This is a genomic window from Parerythrobacter aurantius (assembly GCF_045291475.1).
In the GTDB taxonomy this organism is placed as follows: Bacteria; Pseudomonadota; Alphaproteobacteria; order Sphingomonadales; family Sphingomonadaceae; genus Parerythrobacter; species Parerythrobacter aurantius.
In genome coordinates this window covers 1,088,901-1,107,508 of sequence record NZ_CP147985.1, presented here as the reverse complement: position 1 = coordinate 1,107,508, position 18,608 = coordinate 1,088,901, and the positions used below count along the sequence as shown (strand labels likewise).

18 protein-coding genes are annotated in these 18,608 nt (G+C 65.7%); 13 read left to right on the top strand and 5 right to left on the bottom strand.

The window, feature by feature from the left end:
- Positions 1–77 precede the first annotated feature (77 nt).
- The 5 genes from WAB17_RS05465 to WAB17_RS05445 all read left to right on the top strand — a co-directional run bounded on the left by WAB17_RS05465 (position 78) and on the right by WAB17_RS05445 (position 6,229).
- Positions 78–1,622 (top strand): acyl-CoA synthetase, encoded by a 1,545-nt coding sequence (locus WAB17_RS05465; protein ID WP_435419005.1) that lies wholly within the window; start codon positions 78–80, stop codon positions 1,620–1,622.
- Entirely contained in the window at positions 1,622–2,932 is a 1,311-nt protein-coding gene (locus WAB17_RS05460) for a cytochrome P450 (protein WP_435419337.1), read from the top strand. The genes WAB17_RS05465 and WAB17_RS05460 overlap by 1 nt, the downstream gene beginning before the upstream one ends.
- A complete protein-coding gene (locus WAB17_RS05455) occupies positions 2,929–3,663 on the top strand; it encodes an SDR family NAD(P)-dependent oxidoreductase (protein WP_435419004.1) in 735 nt (244 codons plus the stop codon). The genes WAB17_RS05460 and WAB17_RS05455 overlap by 4 nt, the downstream gene beginning before the upstream one ends.
- 136 nt (positions 3,664–3,799) lie before the next feature.
- Positions 3,800–4,432, top strand: coding sequence for a YqiJ family protein (locus WAB17_RS05450; RefSeq protein ID WP_435419003.1), 633 nt, complete (start codon positions 3,800–3,802; stop codon positions 4,430–4,432).
- A gap of 63 nt (positions 4,433–4,495) precedes the next feature.
- The gene (locus WAB17_RS05445) at positions 4,496–6,229 is read left to right on the top strand and encodes a flotillin family protein (protein ID WP_435419336.1); all 1,734 of its coding nucleotides are present in this window, start codon (positions 4,496–4,498) and stop codon (positions 6,227–6,229) included.
- Positions 6,230–6,495: 266 nt separating this feature from the next.
- Here WAB17_RS05445 and WAB17_RS05440 read toward each other — a convergent pair whose 3' ends face one another.
- The gene (locus WAB17_RS05440) at positions 6,496–7,377 is read right to left on the bottom strand and encodes a UTP--glucose-1-phosphate uridylyltransferase (protein ID WP_435419002.1); all 882 of its coding nucleotides are present in this window, start codon (positions 7,375–7,377) and stop codon (positions 6,496–6,498) included.
- Positions 7,378–7,488: 111 nt separating this feature from the next.
- Between WAB17_RS05440 and murA the strand changes: the two genes are divergently transcribed.
- Complete coding sequence (murA, locus tag WAB17_RS05435) at positions 7,489–8,772, top strand: UDP-N-acetylglucosamine 1-carboxyvinyltransferase (RefSeq protein WP_435419001.1); 1,284 nt, start codon at positions 7,489–7,491, stop codon at positions 8,770–8,772.
- A gap of 58 nt (positions 8,773–8,830) precedes the next feature.
- Complete coding sequence (locus tag WAB17_RS05430; RefSeq protein WP_435419000.1) at positions 8,831–9,055, top strand: hypothetical protein; 225 nt, start codon at positions 8,831–8,833, stop codon at positions 9,053–9,055.
- Here the strand turns inward: WAB17_RS05430 and WAB17_RS05425 are convergent.
- On the bottom strand, positions 9,049–9,285 hold the full coding sequence (locus tag WAB17_RS05425; RefSeq protein ID WP_435418999.1) for a ribbon-helix-helix domain-containing protein: 237 nt from the start codon (positions 9,283–9,285) through the stop codon (positions 9,049–9,051). The genes WAB17_RS05430 and WAB17_RS05425 overlap by 7 nt on opposite strands.
- 86 nt (positions 9,286–9,371) lie before the next feature.
- Here WAB17_RS05425 and WAB17_RS05420 point away from each other — a divergent pair, with 86 nt between their 5' ends.
- Positions 9,372–10,181 carry a DUF4019 domain-containing protein gene (locus WAB17_RS05420; RefSeq protein WP_435418998.1) on the top strand — a complete coding sequence of 270 codons (810 nt, stop codon included), beginning with the start codon at positions 9,372–9,374 and terminating at the stop codon, positions 10,179–10,181.
- Positions 10,182–10,262: 81 nt separating this feature from the next.
- On the opposite strand, the gene phbB is transcribed toward WAB17_RS05420, so the two are convergent.
- Complete coding sequence (gene phbB, locus WAB17_RS05415; protein ID WP_435418997.1) at positions 10,263–10,985, bottom strand: acetoacetyl-CoA reductase; 723 nt, start codon at positions 10,983–10,985, stop codon at positions 10,263–10,265.
- Positions 10,986–11,110: 125 nt separating this feature from the next.
- The gene (locus WAB17_RS05410) at positions 11,111–11,845 is read right to left on the bottom strand and encodes a hypothetical protein (protein WP_435418996.1); all 735 of its coding nucleotides are present in this window, start codon (positions 11,843–11,845) and stop codon (positions 11,111–11,113) included.
- A 346-nt stretch (positions 11,846–12,191) separates the two neighbouring features.
- On the opposite strand from WAB17_RS05410, the gene WAB17_RS05405 reads away from it, so the two are divergent.
- The 5 genes from WAB17_RS05405 (at position 12,192) to WAB17_RS05385 (ending at position 18,269) form a co-directional block, all read left to right on the top strand.
- Positions 12,192–12,644: a DUF3576 domain-containing protein gene (locus WAB17_RS05405; RefSeq protein ID WP_435418995.1), complete on the top strand. Its 453-nt coding sequence runs from the start codon at positions 12,192–12,194 to the stop codon at positions 12,642–12,644.
- Between the two features lie 66 nt (positions 12,645–12,710).
- A complete protein-coding gene (gene leuS / locus WAB17_RS05400) occupies positions 12,711–15,224 on the top strand; it encodes a leucine--tRNA ligase (protein WP_435418994.1) in 2,514 nt (837 codons plus the stop codon).
- Positions 15,224–15,715, top strand: a complete 492-nt coding sequence (gene lptE, locus WAB17_RS05395) for an LPS assembly lipoprotein LptE (protein ID WP_435418993.1) — start codon at positions 15,224–15,226, stop codon at positions 15,713–15,715. Before leuS ends, lptE begins: the two co-directional genes overlap by 1 nt.
- Positions 15,712–16,749, top strand: coding sequence for a DNA polymerase III subunit delta (locus WAB17_RS05390; RefSeq protein WP_435418992.1), 1,038 nt, complete (start codon positions 15,712–15,714; stop codon positions 16,747–16,749). The genes lptE and WAB17_RS05390 overlap by 4 nt, the downstream gene beginning before the upstream one ends.
- Positions 16,750–16,817: 68 nt before the next feature.
- A complete protein-coding gene (locus WAB17_RS05385; protein WP_435418991.1) occupies positions 16,818–18,269 on the top strand; it encodes a sugar transferase in 1,452 nt (483 codons plus the stop codon).
- Between the two features lie 75 nt (positions 18,270–18,344).
- On the opposite strand, the gene WAB17_RS05380 is transcribed toward WAB17_RS05385, so the two are convergent.
- A complete protein-coding gene (locus tag WAB17_RS05380; protein WP_435418990.1) occupies positions 18,345–18,584 on the bottom strand; it encodes a hypothetical protein in 240 nt (79 codons plus the stop codon).
- Between the last annotated feature and the right edge of the window lie 24 nt (positions 18,585–18,608).

The window sequence follows — 18,608 nt, the reverse complement described above, 5'->3', positions numbered from 1 at the left end:
TGCAACCGGTGACCGCGCCGGAATCAGCTTGCCCCGGAACGGTTGCTGGATAAAACTTTCCTCAAGGGAGAGTTGCAATGCATCCGATTCAGCACGCCAGATCGCGTCCGGACCACCCGGCGATCATCATGGGATCCACTGGCGAGACGGTCAGTTACGGGGCGATGGACGATTATGCCAACCGCTTCGCACAGCTTCTACGGAGCCGCGGCCTCGCTCCCAACGATGCCTTTGCCGTCCTGATGGAAAACAACGCGCATTACCTGCAGATCGTCTGGGGTTCGCAGCGAGCCGGAACCATGCTGGTGCCGATCTCGACCCGTCTGACCGCGCCGGAGATTGCCTATATACTCAAGGATTCGGGCACCCGGCTTCTCATTACTTCGCCCAAATATGCCGAGGTGCTCGAAGGCATCCGCGCCGAATGCCCTGACCTGCCAGTGCTGATCGCCGGGGATGAAGGCGGCGAGAGCCTCGAAAACGCGCTGGCCGCGCAACCGGACGAGCCCATTTCCGACCAGGCGCCGGGCATGATCATGCTCTACAGTTCGGGCACGACCGGTCGGCCCAAAGGAGTTCGCCCGGCTCCGCCCGAGGATCAGGACATTCAGGCGGTAAACCCCTTGCTGGGCCTCGCGGTGATGGGTGCCGGGATGCCGACGGACGGCTCGATGGTCTATCTTTCGCCCGCGCCGCTCTATCACGCGGCACCGATAGGCTGGTGCACGACCGCCCAGCGCCTCGGCGGCACGGTTGTGGTGATGGAGCGGTTCAATCCCGAATTCGCGCTCCAGACGATCGAGAAGTACAAGGTCACCGACAGCCAGTGGGTACCGACGCATTTCGTCCGCATGCTCAAGCTCGACGAGGCGGAGCGGAGCAAATACGACCTCTCCAGCCACAAGCGCGCGCTCCACGCCGCCGCGCCCTGTCCGGTCCCGGTCAAGCAGGCGATGATCGAATGGTGGGGTCCGATCGTGAACGAATACTATGCCGGTTCGGAAAGCATCGGCATGACGATGATCCGCTCGCCCGAATGGCTGACCCACCCCGGTTCGGTCGGCGTGGCGATCCACGGCAAGCTGCACATCTGCGGCCCCGATGGCGAGGAAGTCCCGGCTGGCACCGACGGGCTGATCTATTTTGAGAACGACATCCTGCCGACCTATCACAACGACCCGGAAAAGACCGCCGATGCGATGCATCCCAAGGGCTGGATGACGCTGGGCGATATCGGGCATGTCGACGGGGACGGCTATCTCTACCTTACCGACCGCAAGAGCCACATGATCATCTCGGGCGGGGTGAATATCTACCCGCAGGAGATCGAGAACCTGCTGGTGACCCACCCCAAGGTGATGGACGCGGCGGTGATCGGCGCGCCGGAGCCGGACCTGGGCGAACAGGTCGTCGCGGTGGTCCAGCCGATCGACATGGCGGATGCGGGCGAGGAGTTCGAGCAGGAGCTGCGCGATTTCCTTGCCCCGCAATTGTCGCGCATCAAGATGCCGCGCCTGTTCGACTTCCGTCCGGAACTGCCGCGCGAAGCCAATGGCAAGCTCTACAAGCGCGAACTGCGTGACGAGTATGCCGCCAGGGCGGCCGCAGCGGAGAACGCATGATGGCCACAACTGCAGACTATCCCGTCATCCCGACCGAGATCGCCCGCGAGCTGATCGACCCCCACGCCTATGCCGCGTGGGATCCGCTGCTCGATACGTTCGACATGGTCCGGCGCGAGATGCCGGTCGCCAAGATCGTGCCTGAAGAGGAAGGCCTGTTCGAGCCGTTCTGGTTCGTCAGCCGTTACGAAGACGTGATGCGGATGAGCAAGGACAACGCCACCTTCCTCAACAACCCGCGCCCAGTGGTGTTCAGCCTCAACTCCGCGATCGAGTTCTCGCGGGCGGCGACGGGCAGCGACATGCTGGTCGATTCGCTGGTCATCTTCGACGCGCCGATCCACCCCAAGTACCGGCGGCTGACGCAGGACTGGTTCATGCCGCGCAACCTCGCCAAGATCGAAGGCGAGATCCGGGCGATTGCGCAGCGCGCGGTCGACAAGCTGATCGATGCGGGCGCAAACGGCCAGGTCGTCGATTTCGCCAAGCTCGTCTCCGCGCCCTATCCGCTCCATGTCGTCATGCAGATCCTCGGCGTGCCCGAGGAAGACGAGCCGCGCATGCTGATGCTGACGCAGCAGATGTTCGGCGGGCAGGACAAGGATCTGTCGGGCACCGGCATGGAGAACATGACCCCCGAGCAGGTGCTGATGCTGGTCGCGGGCGCGGTAAAGAGCTTTGAGGATTATTTCGCCGGCATCGCCAAGGATCGCCGCGCCAACCCGACCGACGATGTGGCGAGCGTCATCGCCAACGCCACTGTCGATGGCGAGCCGCTGCCCGACCGCGACATGGCGGGATATTACATCATCGTCGCCACCGCCGGGCATGATACGACTTCGGCCAGCACCGCGGGTGCGATGCAGGCGTTGGCGCAGGACCCGGAGCAATGGGCCAGGGTAAAGGCCGACCGCTCGCTGCTCGGCGGCATTGTCGAGGAAGCGATCCGCTGGACCACCCCGGTGCAGCACTTCATGCGCACCGCGGCCGAGGACACCGAACTGGGCGGCCAGCAGATCCGCAAGAGCGACTGGCTGATGATGAACTATGTCGCCGCCAACCACGATCCGGCCCAGTTCGACAACCCGCGCAAGTTCGACGCCGCGCGCAGCCCCAATCGCCACCTTGCCTTCGGGGCCGGGGCGCACCAGTGCCTCGGCCTACACCTCGCCCGGCTGGAGATGAAGATCCTGTTCGAGACCCTGCTCGACCGGATCGAGACCATCGAACTCGCGGGCAAGCCCGAACGGTCGACCTCCACCTTCGTCGGCGGGCTCAAGACGCTTCCCGTGCGGTTCACCGCGGCATGACCGACCCCCTGAACTTCACCGGCCAGCGCGTGCTGATCGTCGGCGGTTCCAGCGGCATCGGCAACGGCATGGCGCGGGCATTTCTTGAGCGTGGTGCCGAGGTGCATGTGTGGGGCACGCGCGCTGCTGCGGCAGAATATTCGGGCGAGGAAGGTTCCGACCTTACCGGCCTGCACTATGCGCAGGTGGACGTCAGCGACCCGGACCAGATCGACGGCGCGCCGGGTTTCGACAGCCTCGACGTGCTGGTCTGCTGCCAGGGTGCGGTCGAATACAAGCGCGCCGAGTTCGAGCGCGAGGGGTGGGACCGGGTGCTGGCGGTCAACCTCAGCTCGATCATGGACTGCGCGCGCAAATATCGCGCCGCCCTGGCGGCGGCAAAAGGTACGCTGATCGCGGTCAGCTCGACCGCGGCCTATCACTCGACCATCGGCAACCCGGCCTATGGTGCGTCGAAGGCGGGTGCGGTGGCGCTCGTGCGCAACCTCGCCGCCGCCTTCGCCGGCGAGGGTATCCGCGTCAACGGCATCGCCCCCGGCTTCGTCGCCACCAAGATGACCAAAGTGACGACCGAGAACCCCGAACGGATGGAGGGCGCGCTGGCCCGCATCCCCTTGCACCGGATGGGCACCCCGGCGGACATGGCGGGCGCGGCGCTGTTCCTCGCCTCGCCACTCAGCGCCTATGTGCTGGGGCAGACGATCGTCGTGGATGGCGGGTTGACGCTGTAGGAATCGGATTCCTGCACGACCGATTTTGTCCGATTCTGCTGGTCAAAATCGGCCCCTGTTTCTATATAAATCTTACGCGAAAACGTAATGTTTTCAGTACGCCGAAGATCGTTTTGGCGAACAGGGGGGTGTGGCCATGACTATACTTGCCGGAGGCAATTTGCCGTTTACGGTGGCGCTGGCGGCGATGCTCTTGCTGGCCGTTTTCCAGATCATCGGCGTGGGCGACCTGTTCGATGGAGACGTCGATCTCGACACCGATGTGGGGCCGGGCGAGGCCGCCGGCCTTGGCGGCGCGCTGACGACGCTGCTCGGCATCGGACGGGTGCCGTTCTTTGCCTGGTTGATGGTGTTGCTGTTCCTCTTCGCCGGCATCGGCTTCGGCATGCAGGGCTTGGCCGACAGCCTGCTCGGCGCGCCGCTCGATGCCTTGCTGGCATCGGTGCTGGCGCTGATCGGGGCCTTCCCGGCCACGGCTGTCGCGGTGCGCCCGCTGGCCCGGATCATGCCGCAGGACGAAACCAGCGCCGTCAGCCTGCAGAGCCTTGTAGGTCGCCGCGCAGTGATCGAGCACGGGCGCGCCGCGCGCGGTTTCCCGGCGCGGGCCAAGGTGCGCGATATCCATGGCCACGCCCACCACGTGATGGTCGAACCGCATGAAGACGCATCCGAAATACTTGCAGGTGACGAGGTGCTGCTCGTGCGCCGCGAAGGGCAGACATTCTATGCCAGCCCGGTTGCGGAGCGCCGGCTGTCCCCTGCCACCTGAATTGCCCCCACAAGAACATAAGAAGGAGTAGCCATGTTGGAAGTTCTCAGCGCCGGACCGGTGATGGTCGGCTCGGGTGTGATCGCGGTCCTCGCGGTCCTGATTTTCCTGACCAAGCTCTATCGCCGTGCGTCGAAGGAAATCGCCTTCGTGCGGACGGGTGTGGGTGGCGAGAAGGTCGTGATGAACGGCGGTGCGCTGGTGCTGCCAGTGTTCCATGAAACCATGCCGGTCAACATGAACACGCTGGTGCTGGCGGTGGTCCGCCGCGATGCCGAGGCGCTGATCACGCTGGACCGCCTGCGGATCGACGTGAAGGCGGAGTTCTACGTCCGCGTGAAGCCCGATGCCGAAGCCATTGCGATGGCCGCGCAGACACTGGGCATGCGCACCATGCAACCGGAAATGCTCAAGGACCTGGTCGAAGGCAAGTTCGTCGACGCGCTGCGCTCGGTTGCGGCCGGCATGACCATGAACGAGCTGCACGAACAGCGCGCCGACTTCGTGCAGAAGGTGCAGCAGGTCAGCTCGAACGACTTGGCGATGAACGGGTTGGAGCTCGAATCGGTCTCGCTGACCGGGCTCGACCAGACGAGCATCGAGCACTTCAACGCCAACAACGCCTTCGACGCCGAAGGCCTGACCAAGCTGACCGAGCAGATCGAGCTGCGCAAGAAAGCGCGCAACGACATCGAGCAGGACACCCGCGTCCAGATCGAGACCAAGAACCTCGAGGCCGACAAGCGCAGCTTCGAGATCGGGCGCGACAAGGAATACGCTCGGCTCGAGCAGGAACGCGAGGTGGAAATCCGTCGCGCAGCGCAGGCGGCCGAAATCGCCCGCGAACAGGCCGAGCGGACCCGCGAAGCCGATGCCGCGCGGATCGAGGCCAAGAAGCTGGTCGACGCGCAGCAGATCGAGGCCGACCGGCTGGTCGAGGAAGCCCGCATCGACCAGATGCGTGCGCTCGAGATCGCCCGGCAGGAGCAGCAGATCGCGGTCCAGAACAAGAGCCGCGAGGAAAGCCAGGCCAAGGCCGAGGCCGATGCCGCCCGTGCGAAGGCGGTCGCTGCCGAGGAACAGGTCGCGACCAGCCGTGAGAGCGAAATCGCCGAACGCCAAAAGAAGATCGAACTGATCGAAGCGGCGAAGATCGCAGAACGCGATGCGATCAAGATCCGCGTCGATGCCGAGGCCGAACGCGATGCGGCCGCCAACCGGGCCGAGGCCGTGCGCCGCGAAGCCGAGGGCGCGGCCGAAGCCGAGAAGCTGCGGGCCGAAGCCGCTCGCGTCCGCTTCGAGGTCGAGGCCGCCGGTCAGCGGGCGATCAACGAGGCGGCCAATATCCTCTCGATGGACCAGATCAGCCTGCAGACCAAGATGGCGCTGCTCAAGGTCCTGCCGGAGGTGATCCGCGAAAGCGCCAAGCCGATGGAAGCGATCGACTCGATCAAGATCGTGCAGGTCGATGGGCTGACCAATGGCGGCGGGAAGTCGGGCGGAGCGACCGCTTCGCTTGGCGGGGCATCGGGGTCCGGGGGCAACCTCGCCAACGACGCGGTCAGCGCGGCGCTCGCCTACCGCGCGCAGGCACCCGTGCTCGACGGGTTGATGAAGGAACTGGGCCTCGACGGCAGCTCGCTCGCGGGCCTCGCCAAGGGCGCGGCGGATGAAATCGGCGGCGTCCCGAAACTGGCAGACGTGCTCGACGATGTCGCCGGTCAGGTCGAAGAAGCCAAGACGAAAGCTGCGAAGAAGGCGGGCAAGCCTGCACCCTTGTCTACGGACGACGCCTAGGTCCGACCCCGTGCCGAGGGGACAGGGAACGGGGGCCGTCTCGGCTCCCGTTTTCGTTGGCGATCTGCGCTGTCCTACACGGCGTGCTAGCTGCTAGCAGTGGTCGCAAGATGCACCGGAAGCGCGGCCCCCCGGGGGCATACCTTCCGGCTCCACCATCGTCTGTCACGACTAAATTAATGAAATAAGTACGAAATATGCGCATTCGCGAAATTGACACGGTGTCAACTTCGTCAAGCAATCGTCACCCTAACCCAGCAACCGCGTTATTGCAGAAGCCTTCGGGCCATCGCCCGCACCTCGTCCCCCATATCCTCCCGCTCCAGCGCCAGCGACAGCGTCGCTTCGACAAAGCCGAGCTTGCTGCCGCAGTCGAAGCGGCGGCCGTCGAAGGTGACGGCGTGGAACGGCTGGGTGCCGATCATCCGGGCCATGGCGTCGGTCAGCTGGATCTCGCCGCCAGCGCCCTTGCCCTGGCTTTCGAGCACCCGCATCACTTCGGGCTGGAGGATGTAGCGGCCCGAGATGATCTTGTTGGACGGTGCCTGGTCGACCGGCGGTTTCTCGACCAGTCCGCGCACTTCGGTCAGCGCGCCGTCCTCGGCACCCGGATCGATCACGCCGTAGCTGGAGACTTCCTCGTGCGGCACTTCCAGCACGCTGATAAGGTTGCCTCCGGTCTGCCCATACGCCTCGACCATCTGCTTCATGCAGCCGGTGCCACCCTTGTGAGGGATCATCAGCTCGTCGGGCAGGAAGATCGCAAAGGGCTCGTCGCCCACTATGGCGCGCGCGCACCAGATGGCGTGGCCGAGGCCCATCGGCACCTGCTGGCGCACGGTGATGATATCGCCCGGCGTGGCGCGCGTCGGCTCCAGCGCGCTCAGGTCCTTGCCGCGCTCGCGCATGGTCGCCTCGAGCTCGTAGGCGATATCGAAATGCTCGACGATGGCGGTCTTGCCGCGCCCGGTGACGAAGATCATCTGCTCGATCCCGGCCTCGCGCGCCTCGTCCACCGCATACTGGATCAGCGGGCGATCGACGATCGGCAGCAGTTCCTTCGGGATCGCCTTGGTCGCCGGGAGGAAGCGGGTGCCGAGCCCGGCGACGGGGAAGACGGCTTTCCGGATGGGTTTGGGGCTGGTCATGGTGCTCCGGGTTTGCGCGGCGACAGGGTCAACGTCAACCGGGATGGCTTTAGTGCAGGCTTATTACAGTTGCGTTTGCGCGAGGCTGCGAATCCTCTAAACGCCTTGCCCATGGACAAACTCGTTATCCGCGGCGGCAATCGCCTTTCCGGCACCATCCCCATCTCGGGCGCAAAGAATTCGGCGCTGACGCTCATCCCCTGCGCGCTTCTCACCGAGGAACCGGTGACGTTGCGCAACCTGCCGCGGCTGGCCGATATCGACGGCTTCCAGCACCTCATCAACCAGTTCGGCGTGACGACTGTAATCCAGGGCAGCCGCCCTGAGGATTTCGGCCGCGTGATGAGCATGGAAGCGACCCGCATCACGTCGACTGTCGCGCCCTATGACCTGGTGCGCAAGATGCGCGCCTCGATCCTCGTGCTCGGCCCGATGCTGGCGCGCATGGGCGAGGCGACCGTCTCGCTGCCGGGCGGCTGCGCCATCGGCAACCGCCCGATCGACCTGCACCTGAAGGCGCTCGAGGCCTTCGGTGCGGAGATCGAGCTGGCGGCGGGTTATGTGAAGGCGGTTGCGCCCGATGGCGGCCTACCCGGCGGCGATTTCGATTTCCCCGTCGTCTCGGTCGGCGCGACCGAGAATGCGCTCATGGCGGCGGTGCTGGCCAACGGAACCAGCCGGCTGTTCAATGCCGCCCGCGAGCCCGAGATCGTCGACCTGTGCCGCCTGCTGGTGGCGATGGGGGCGGAGATCGAGAATATCGGCCAGTCCGATCTCGTCATCCACGGGGTCAAGCGGCTCCACGGCGCGACCTACCGTGTCATGGCCGACCGGATCGAAGCGGGCTCCTATGCCTGCGCTGCCGCCATCACCGGCGGCGACGTGATGCTCGAAGGCGCGCGCGAGGACGAGATGCTGGCAACGCTCCATGCGCTGCAGGCGATCGGCTGCGAGGTCGAAGGATCGAAGCAGGGCGTGCGCGTCGCTGCCAACGGCCCGCTCAAGGCGACCAACCTCACCACCGCGCCCTATCCCGGCCTCGCCACCGATATGCAGGCCCAGCTGATGAGCCTGCTGTGCCGCGCCGAGGGCACCAGCGTGCTCAAGGAAACCATTTTCGAAAACCGCTTCATGCACGTGCCCGAGCTCACCCGCATGGGCGCCCGCATCGAGACCGAAGGCCGCACCGCCATTGTCCAGGGGGTCGACAAGCTGACCGGCGCCGAAGTCATGGCGACCGACCTGCGCGCGTCGATGAGCCTGATTATCGCCGCGCTGGCTGCCGAAGGCGAAAGCCAGGTCCGCCGCATCTACCACCTCGACCGCGGTTACGAGCGCCTCGAAGAGAAACTTCAGCTGGTCGGCGCGGATATCGAACGGGTTGGCGACGACTGATGCCGGCGTGGCACCTTTCCGCCTCTACGAACGTTGAGGGCGCAGAAAGGAATTTTCCATGCTGATCAAACTCGCCGCCCTCGGGGCGCTCGGTTATGCCGGGTACAAGTATTTCGAGAAGAACAACCGCACCCCCCGCGCGGCCTTCGCCGGCAACCAGGGCGACGTGCTGGTGCGCGATGCCGGTGCCGATGCCATGCGCGATACGCCGCAGCGCTGGAGCCGGACTGACGAAACCCTCGACGAAAGCTTCCCCGCGAGCGACCCGCCCGCCACCTACTGATCGAGCAGGCGCGCTACGAGCCACACCCGGATCGCGCTTGCGAGCCCGGGAGGGTTCGCGGCGCGTATCCTTTCACCGTCGATCCGCGCCACTAAGGCGTTGATCGGCGCGTTTTCCTTTTCCGCCACAGAGCGCAGCATGTCCCAGAACACGGGCTCCAGGCTGATACTGGTCTTGTGACCGGCAATTTCGACGGATCGCTTCACGGGGGGATGGTAGGGCACGGGCATGGTGCACCGTTAGCCGCTCCAGGCGCGCTGCGGATACGAAAAATTGGGGGTGGAGAGCCGGTTTCTGCCGGCGTAGACCATGGCCGATGACGTCCAACTCGCCCGCCCTGACCGACAAGGAAAAGGAAACCTTGCGCCTCCTGTTGCGCGGCCACGACGCCAAGTCGTCCGCGCGCGAGCTGGGCCTGTCGGTGCACACGGTCAACGAGCGCCTCCGGGATGCGCGGCGCAAGCTCGGCGTCACCAGCAGCCGCGAGGCCGCGCGGGTGCTGCTTGCGACGGAGGCTGCGGATACCCCCGAAAGCCTGGGGGACAAGGCTTTGTGGGATGCGGGTGCGGCAGAGGGCGTGGCAGGCCAGACGGCATCCACTCATGTCGGGTGGTGGGCGAAGCGCCGCTTCTCCCTCATCTCTTCCGGAGTTCTTGCCATGTCGCTGATTTTCGCTGCGCTCTTGATCCCGCAATCGCCCCTTGGCCTGTTGCCCAACAGCTTGGCTGGAACAAATGCCGCTACCGAGGACGCACAAGCCGAACAGGCCGCTGTCGCTGCCGAGAATGAAATCGTCCTGGCGGCACAGGAGTGGCTCGCATTGGTCGACGCCCATGATTGGGGGGGCAGCTGGGCGGCAACCGGAAAGCAATTTCGTGAACTGAATACACGGCAAAAATTCGCCGAGACCGCGGAATCCGTGCAACCGAAACTGGGCGCAACATTATCGCGGACATTTTTGTCGCAGGAATTTGTCCCGGCCCCACCCGCTGGATATGAGTCGGTAAAGTTCCGTACGCAATTTGTGGCAAAGCCGGACACCGTCGAGACGCTCGCCCTGCAGCAGGAGGAGGACGGCAAATGGCGGGTGGTCGGCTATTGGCTGACGTTTGACGGCGAGCTGTAATACGAAAGGAGCGCCGGCAGGCATGCCAAGGCTCAAACAGCTGCAATAGGATGCGCGGCCTGCCGGATTACCGATGCCCCCTCAATACATATGCTGCCCACCATTGATGCTCATGGTCGAGCCGGTCATGAAGCCGCCATTCTCGCTGGTGAGGAAGGCGACGCCGCGGGCGATTTCCTCCGCCATGCCCAGCCGGCCGACCGGGATCTTGGCGACGATCTTTTCCAGCACCGGTGCGGGGACGGCGGCGACCATGTCGGTATCGATATAGCCCGGCGCGATGGCGTTGACGGTGACGCCGAACTTGGCCCCTTCCTGCGCCAGCGCCTTGGTGAAGCCGTGGATGCCGCTCTTCGCAGCGGCATAGTTCACCTGGCCGTATTGCCCCGCCTGCCCGTTGATCGAGCCGATGTTGACGATACGGCCCCAGCCGCGCTCGCGCATGCCGGGAAACGTCGCCTTGGCCATGTTGAAACAACCGCCGAGGTTGACGCGCATGACGTCGTTCCAGTCGTCGAAGCTCATCTTGTGGAGCGTGCCGTCGCGGGTGATGCCGGCGTTGTTGATGACGATGTCGACAGGCCCGTGCTCGGCTTCGACCTGGGCGCATCCGTCGAGGCAGGCCTGGTGATCGCCGACGTCCCATTTGTAGGCGGGGATGCCGGTGGCGTCGGTGAATTTCCTCGCTGCATCGTCGTTGCCGGCATAGTTGGCGACGACCACATGGCCCTGCCTTTTCAGGCGCTGGCAGATCGCCTCGCCAATGCCTCGGGTGCCGCCGGTTACGATCGCTACGCGTGCCATTCTTCCATCCTCCAAACGAGTTCTTATTAGGTTGACGTAGCGTCACGAAGCGGGGCGGGCAAAGAAAAACCCCGGCGAACCGGGGTCGTTGAAATCGAATTCATCGCGCCGCGAGCAGCACGGGGTCAGAACTTGAGCTGCGTTCCGACATAGACCGCCTGGTCGTCTTCCACGCCATCGGTCAGCGGCGCGAGGCGACCGCGATCCTGCGACAGGCGGACGCCGGCCGTCACGTCGAGGTTGCGCGTCACGCGGTAGGCCCCGCCGACGTCGAAACGTGTTTCGCCCGCCCCTTCGAGGGTGCGCGGCGCGCGCCCGGCATCGCGTTCGTTTTCCAGCGAGATACGCGGCTGGAACCGGCTTGGCTTGGTGGCGGCTGCGCCTTGGCGCGGCGTGTAATCGGCAAGATCCGGCATTTCGATCTTGGAAATACCGCTCGGCAGTTCGGTCGCCGGCTTCACGAAGCTCTGGTAGCCACGCGCGATGCCGAGATCGAACCGGCTCGGTGCGATAGCGATCCCGTCGCGCCGCCCGGGTGCGGTTTCGGCAGCAATGGCGGACCGTACCGAAATCGCCCGCGCGGTTTCGCCGTCGATACGCACAGCCACGGTAACGGTCCGGTCAGCCGGGGTGCGACCTGCGGCCGGGGTGAAACGCATCGCCTTGCGCGCAGCGGCATAACGGTTGTTCACCCGCTCCGCCAAATCGGGGTCGACCCCTGCCGGGGTGAAGCGCGGTGCCTGTTCGATCATGGGGGCGAAGACGGCGCTGGTCACCGCCATGCCGGCCGTCGGGAGCGAGGCCAGCACCACGCCACCGACCAGCGCCGGGCCGAGCCCACGCCTGAGGATCGATGTCATGCCGGTCTTCATCCTACGTCCAAGGCTCCCCCAGTCAGGAGAGAATCGCTCAAGCGAATCCCTGCTGAACCCAACGTGAAGTTACGCGCAATTTCGCCATGCGCCAGTTTTTCCACACCCCATGCCCCGCATTGTGACAAAGTGTTGCATCCGGCCCACAAAGGCGCGTTATCCAACCCGTCTTATCGCTGTTCGTTCACGCGCGATACAGCGCCCGGGCGGTCAATTGGTTCCGCAGCCCGGTATCGCCGCACCACTGCCTGCCGTACGTGCCGCTGGCACTTGCCGCAGGCGGCGGGGTGGCTATAGAGGCTGCATCGACAGACCCGAGGATACACGCATTTCCATGGCCATCACTTTCCCAAGCCCGCGCACCCTGACCCGCATGGTGCTGACCGGTGCCGCACTGGCTTCGCTGGCCGCGTGTGGCGGGCGCGAGCGGCCCGAGGCCGACCTCGCCGCCTCGCAAGTGACGACCATCGGGGTCAACGCCTACCTCTGGCGCGCGGCGATCGAAACCGTCAGCTTCGCCACCCTGCTGCAGGCCGACAGTGCCGGCGGCGTGATCGTGACCGACTGGTATGCCAACCCCCAGAACCCGGGTGAACGGGTCAAGCTGACGGTCTCCATCCTCGATCAGGACCTGCGTGCCGATGCCCTGCGGGTCGTCGCCAGCCGCCAGGTTGCCCAGGGCGGTACCTGGGTCGAGGCGCCGGTCCAGGCGGCAACCGTGCAGAAGCTCGAGGACATTATCCTTACCAAGGCCCGCGAACTGCGCCGCCAGGCCGTCGCGGGCTGATCCTCCCGCCGTGACCGGGCGCGCGCGACGCCTTCCAGAATCGCGCAAAATCCCTAGAGGGACCGCATGAGCGACACCCGTTTCGATCCGGCCAAGGCCGATGCGCGCTGGCAATCCGCGTGGGACGAGGCGCAGGCCTTCCGCGCCGACAGCAATTCGAACAAGCCCAAGAGCTTCGTGCTGGAGATGTTCCCCTATCCTTCGGGGCGCATCCATGTCGGCCATGTGCGCAACTACACGATGGGTGACGTGCTGGCGCGCTACAAGAAGATGCGCGGATATGAAGTGCTCCACCCTATGGGCTGGGACGCTTTCGGCATGCCGGCGGAAAATGCCGCGATGGAGAAGGGCGTCCACCCCGGCGGCTGGACCCGCGCCAATATCGAACACATGAAATCGCAGTTGAAGCGCCTTGGCTTCGCGCTCGACTGGAGCCGCGAGCTGGCGACCTGCGAACCCGACTACTACGGCCACGAGCAGGCGCTGTTCATCGACCTGTTCAAGGCCGGCCTCGTCTATCGCAAGGAAAGCGAGGTCAACTGGGACCCGGTCGACATGACCGTGCTCGCCAACGAGCAGGTGATCGACGGCAAGGGCTGGCGCAGCGGCGCGGAGGTCGAAAAGCGCAAGCTGGCGCAGTGGTTCCTCAAGATCACCGATTTTGCCGAGGACCTGCTGGAAGGGCTCGGTAGTCTCGAGAACTGGCCCGACAAGGTCCGGCTGATGCAGGAAAACTGGATCGGCAAGTCGCAGGGGCTGGAGTTCAGCTTCGACCTGTCGAACGGCGACAAGCTGCCGGTCTACACCACGCGTCCCGACACCATTTTCGGGGCGAGCTTCGTTGCCGTGGCGGCCGATCATCCGGTGGCGCAGGCGCTCGACAGCGATGCCGCGCGCGATTTCATCGCCCTGTGCAAGAAGGGCGGCACTACGGCGGCCGAGCTGGAAACCGCAGAGAAGCTCGGCTTCGATACCGGCCTAACCGCTAAACATCCGTTCACCGGTGCGGAGCTGCCGGTCTTCATCGCCAACTTCGTGCTGATGGATTACGGCACCGGCGCGATCATGGCGGTGCCCGGGCATGACCAGCGCGACTTCGAGTTCGCCACCAAATATGGCTTGCCGATCCCGCGTGTCGTTGCGGCCAGCGTGGAAGAGGCGGGCAAGCCTTTCGCTGGCGAGGCCGAGGCGGGCGACGGCGTGATCGTGAACTCGGCCTTCCTCGACGGGATGAGCGTCGAGGATGCGAAGCGCGACATCATCCGCCGGATCGAGGCCGAGGGCCGCGGCGAGGGGCGCACCGTGTGGCGCCTGCGCGACTGGGGCGTCAGCCGCCAGCGCTATTGGGGCACGCCGATCCCCTTCGTCCATTGCGAGACCTGCGGCGTGGTGCCGGTGCCGAAGGAGCAACTGCCGGTCACCCTGCCCGACGATGTCGATTTCCGGACCCCGGGCAACCCGCTGCTGCGGCACCCGACGTGGAAGCACACCACCTGTCCCGATTGCGGTGCGGCGGCTGTCCGAGAAACCGACACGCTCGACACTTTCGTCGATTCGAGCTGGTACTTCCTGCGCTTCGCCAGCCAGCCGGCGGACAGGCCGTTCGACCGTGACGAGGTCGCCAAGTGGCTGCCGGTCGAGCAATATATCGGCGGCATCGAGCACGCGATCCTGCACCTGCTCTACGCCCGCTTCTGGACCCGGGCGCTGGCGCACATCGGCCTGGTCGATGTGAAGGAGCCGTTCGCCTCGCTGTTCACGCAGGGCATGGTGACGCACGAGACCTATTCGCGCCGCGAGCAGGGACGCGAGGTGTTCTATTCGCCCGAGGAAGTGAACCGCACCGGCGAAGGGGCTACGCTGAAGGACGGTGGCGCGCCGCTCGAAGTCGGCCGGGTCATCAAAATGTCCAAGTCGAAGAAGAACGTCGTCGATCCGGACACGATGGTCGATCGCTACGGCGCTGACGCGGTGCGCTGGTTCATGCTCAGCGACAGCCCGCCCGAACGCGACTTGCCGTGGTCGGAGGCCGGGATCGAAGGCTGCTGGCGCTTCGTCCAGCGCGTCTGGCGCCTCAGCGACCAGCACGATCCCGCGGCCGGGGGCGAGGACAAGCCGCTCGCCCGCAAGACGCATCAGACCATTGCCGCGGTGGCTGCGGATATCGAGGCGCTGAGCTTCAACAAGGCCGTGGCGCGCCTCTACGAACTCGCCAGCGCGATCGACAAGGCGGCGCCCTCGGCGACCCGCTCGGAGGCGATCCGCAGCATGCTGCACATGGTTTCACCGATGATGCCGCACCTCGCCGAAGAAGCATGGTCGAAGATCGGCGGCGCCGGATTGCTGGCAGAAGCAAGCTGGCCCGAAGTTGATCCGGCGTTGCTGGTCGAGGACGAAGTCACCATCGCCGTCCAGCACATGGGCAAACTGCGCGACACGCTGACCGCACCCAAGGGGATGGGACGCGAAGACCTCGAAGCCCTTGCGCTCGCCAGCGAGAAGGTCCAGCGTTCGATCGATGGAGCCACTGTCCGCAAGGTGATCGTCGTGCCCGACCGGCTGGTCAATATCGTTACCTGATGCGCGCCTTGCTGCCTCTCGCGGCGTTGTTCGCCCTGGCCGGATGCGGCCTGCAACCGATCTACGGCGGCGGCGCGGCCGGCAATGCCGCGGTCCAGGGGCTTGCTGCCGTGCAGGTAACGCCCATGCCGGGCCGGGCCGGCTGGCTGATGGCGAATGCGCTCGACGACCGCCTGTCCGCCGCCGGCAAGGCGGCCCCGCGCTATCGCCTCGACGTGCGCCTCGACGACCGGCTCGAAGGCCTAGGCCTGCTCAACGACGATACGATCGGGCGCGAGCGCCGCACCCTGCGGGCGCGCTACCAGCTGGTCGACATCGCTTCGGACGAGATACTGCTCGACGCGACGGCCGGGTCCGATGCCGGGATCGATGTCGTGTCGAGCGAATATGCCACCATCGCCGCCGAGCAGACCGCGCTCGAGCGACTGGCAGGGGAGGTTGCCGACCAGATCGTTACCAGCGTGTCCCTGACGCTCCGCAACGGGCGATGAAGGCGACCCAGCGCGATTTTCCCGCCGCGGCCGGCAAGTTCGCGCGGCAGTGTTCGGTATTCTTCCTCTGCGGCCCCGACGAGGCCGGCGCCTCCGCCGCAGCCGAGGCGATCTGTGCTGCCCTGCCCGAGCCCGGCGAAAGGGTCGAATTGCCCGGCCCGGAATTGAAACGCGATCCGGTCCTGCTCGGCGACGAGGCACGGTCGAGCTCGCTGTTCGGCGGCGCTCGGCATATCTTCGTGCGGGCCAGCGGCGACGAGGTGCTGGACGCGGTCGGCAATTATTTCCTCGGGTCGGGGGCCGCCTGCCCGGTGCTGATCGTGGCCTCGGGCGCGACCGACAAGTCCCGCACCGCCAAATTGCTCGAGAAACGCGCCGATGCGCTGGTCGCGATGTTCTACCCGCCCGACTTGCGCAGCATGACCGGCACCGTGCGCAGCCTCGGCGATGCCGCCGGCGTGAAGATCGGCGGCGAGCTGGCCGAACGCATTGCGCGCGCGTCCAGCCTCGACCAGCGTCTCGCCCAGTCCGAAGTCGCCAAGCTGGCGCTCTATCTGGACGCGTCGCCGGCCTCCCCCCGGACCGCCGATTTCGCCGCCTGGGACGCCATCGGGGCCGCGACGGAAGAGGACGGCTTCATGCCCATCGTCAACGCCGCGCTGTCGGGACAGGTGAAACGGCTGCCGGCCGAACTGGCCCGGATGCGCGAACTCGGGATCAATGCCGTCGCCATCGTGCTGGCCGTCGAACGCCGGACGGCACAACTGGCGCAGCTGGCAGCGAAGCTCGGCCGCAGCAATGACATCGGCGGGCTGATCGATGCCGAAAAGGCCGCAAGGCGGATCTTCTGGAAGGACGAACGCGACCTTCGCGACCAGCTCCGGATCTGGCGGGGCAAGCGCCTCGACCGCTTGGTGGTCCGGGTCACCGCGCTCCATCGCACGATGCTGGGCAACAGCCAGTCCGCCGAACTGCTCCTGGCCCAGGACCTTGCCGAGATCGCGGGCTTCGCCGCAAGCGTGGGCAGCCGCTAGCCGCTCATTCCCTCCAGCCGGCATCACCGGGGCCGCCGGATTGACCCCGCTCCGCGAATGGCGCTAGGTTGTTCTACGTAGCCAAGGCGGGAACAACGCCGCCGCCAGACGGGATCGCTGAAACTGTGAACGTACCGGCGAAAGTCGACTATGCGCGATCGGCCCGGCCCATTGCCTTGGCGCCGTCGCTCGAACGGCGCCGCCTGCGGGCCTACCTCGGACTTGTCGTAGCCGACGTCGCGGCGCTCATCGGCGGCTTCCTGCTGGCCGGGGCGCTCTATATCGGCAGGCTGCCCGATCCGCAGGCGCTGCGGCAGGCCTACCTCCTGCTGCCGATCTTCCTGACCATCGCCCTGTACCAGGGTGCCTATTCGATCCGCACCCTACTCGACTGGCGCTTTGCCGCCAGCAGGATGGCCGCGGCGCTGCTCGTATCGTCGGCCTTGCTCGCATTCGTCGCCTTCTACCTGAAGACCAGCGCGACCTTCTCCCGCGTCACCTTCACGCTGGGACTGGCATTCACCGCTGCCGCCATGACGGCGATCCGGGTGCTGGCGGTATCGCTGGTCGCCAGGAAGTGGGGCGGCCATGTGCGCAACCGCTTGTTGATCCTCGACGGCGGGCCCGACCTGCAGATCGACAACAACAGGTCGATCGATGCGCGGGAACTCGGGATTACGCCGGACAGCGACGATCCGCACATCCTCGACCGCCTGGGGCGCGCGCTTGCCAACCAGGACGAAGTCGTCGTCACCTGCCCGCCGGAACGGCGCGAGAAATGGGCCTGGGCCCTGAAGGCAAGCGGCGTGCGCGGCGAAATCGTGAGCGAGGTTGCGCATGGTTTAGGCGCGCTCGCGGTGCGGCGCTACGACACCGCCGACGTCACTACGCTGGTCGTCAGCGCGGGGCCTCTCGGCCTGCGTTCGCGGGCGGCCAAACGGGCGTTCGACATCGTTGTGGCCGGCGGCGCAATCCTGCTGCTGGCGCCGTTATTGGCGACGGTCGCAATTCTCATCAAGCTGGAAGACGGGGGGCCGATCCTGTTTGTCCAGCAGCGCACCGGCAGGGGCAACCGCTTCTTCCGCATGCTCAAGTTCCGCTCCATGCAAGTGCTCGCGGGCGATTTCGCGGGACGCCGGTCGACCGGGCGGGGCGACGACCGGCTGACGAATATCGGCCGCAGGATCCGCCGGAACAGCATCGACGAACTGCCGCAACTGGTGAATGTGCTGCGCGGCGAGATGAGCATCGTCGGACCGCGCCCGCACGCATCGGGGAGCCTGGCGGGGAGCAAGGCCTTCTGGGAGGTCGATGCGCGCTACTGGCATCGTCATGCGTTGAAGCCGGGCCTGACCGGGCTGGCCCAGGTGCGGGGGCTGCGCGGCAGTACGGACGAGGAACGGGACCTGTCCGAACGGTTGCAGGCCGACCTGGAATATCTCGCCGACTGGAGCCTCAAGGGCGATCTCGCCATCGTGCTGCGGACGCTGATGGTGCTGCGCCACGACCGCGCCTATTGAACGATCTGCCGGCAAGGTGCGCAAGAAAAAGGCCGCTGGGATGCGGCCTTCCTTGCTTCGGAAACGGAAGGGCGGTCAGCGGGGGCTGTTGCCGTTTCCGCTGGCGGCGAACAGCAGCACGCCGAGCAGGCCGCCAAGGCCGAGAAGGATCAGCTCGAAGGGAACTTCGCGCCGGTCGTCTTCGGGATTGGCGATGGCATTGGTATCGGCCACGGGCGGCGAAAGCCGGGTCGGTTCGGGACGCGTCGCGGCATGCCCGGCAGTGGAGCTCGTAATCATGGCTGCGGCAACTGCGATTGGCAGCAGTGATTTCATTGTTCGAACTCCCGTAACCATGGC

What these genes read in the sequence shown, in the direction of transcription:
- WAB17_RS05465 (WP_435419005.1), top strand. Translation starts at nt 78, where the DNA reads ATGCATCCGATTCAGCACGCCAGATCGCGTCCGGACCACCCGGCGATC.
- WAB17_RS05460 (WP_435419337.1), top strand. Translation starts at nt 1,622, where the DNA reads ATGGCCACAACTGCAGACTATCCCGTCATCCCGACCGAGATCGCCCGC.
- WAB17_RS05455 (WP_435419004.1), top strand. Translation starts at nt 2,929, where the DNA reads ATGACCGACCCCCTGAACTTCACCGGCCAGCGCGTGCTGATCGTCGGC.
- WAB17_RS05450 (WP_435419003.1), top strand. Translation starts at nt 3,800, where the DNA reads ATGACTATACTTGCCGGAGGCAATTTGCCGTTTACGGTGGCGCTGGCG.
- WAB17_RS05445 (WP_435419336.1), top strand. Translation starts at nt 4,496, where the DNA reads ATGGTCGGCTCGGGTGTGATCGCGGTCCTCGCGGTCCTGATTTTCCTG.
- WAB17_RS05440 (WP_435419002.1), bottom strand. Translation starts at nt 7,377, where the DNA reads ATGACCAGCCCCAAACCCATCCGGAAAGCCGTCTTCCCCGTCGCCGGG.
- murA (WP_435419001.1), top strand. Translation starts at nt 7,489, where the DNA reads ATGGACAAACTCGTTATCCGCGGCGGCAATCGCCTTTCCGGCACCATC.
- WAB17_RS05430 (WP_435419000.1), top strand. Translation starts at nt 8,831, where the DNA reads ATGCTGATCAAACTCGCCGCCCTCGGGGCGCTCGGTTATGCCGGGTAC.
- WAB17_RS05425 (WP_435418999.1), bottom strand. Translation starts at nt 9,285, where the DNA reads ATGCCCGTGCCCTACCATCCCCCCGTGAAGCGATCCGTCGAAATTGCC.
- WAB17_RS05420 (WP_435418998.1), top strand. Translation starts at nt 9,372, where the DNA reads ATGACGTCCAACTCGCCCGCCCTGACCGACAAGGAAAAGGAAACCTTG.
- phbB (WP_435418997.1), bottom strand. Translation starts at nt 10,985, where the DNA reads ATGGCACGCGTAGCGATCGTAACCGGCGGCACCCGAGGCATTGGCGAG.
- WAB17_RS05410 (WP_435418996.1), bottom strand. Translation starts at nt 11,845, where the DNA reads ATGACATCGATCCTCAGGCGTGGGCTCGGCCCGGCGCTGGTCGGTGGC.
- WAB17_RS05405 (WP_435418995.1), top strand. Translation starts at nt 12,192, where the DNA reads ATGGCCATCACTTTCCCAAGCCCGCGCACCCTGACCCGCATGGTGCTG.
- leuS (WP_435418994.1), top strand. Translation starts at nt 12,711, where the DNA reads ATGAGCGACACCCGTTTCGATCCGGCCAAGGCCGATGCGCGCTGGCAA.
- lptE (WP_435418993.1), top strand. Translation starts at nt 15,224, where the DNA reads ATGCGCGCCTTGCTGCCTCTCGCGGCGTTGTTCGCCCTGGCCGGATGC.
- WAB17_RS05390 (WP_435418992.1), top strand. Translation starts at nt 15,712, where the DNA reads ATGAAGGCGACCCAGCGCGATTTTCCCGCCGCGGCCGGCAAGTTCGCG.
- WAB17_RS05380 (WP_435418990.1), bottom strand. Translation starts at nt 18,584, where the DNA reads ATGAAATCACTGCTGCCAATCGCAGTTGCCGCAGCCATGATTACGAGC.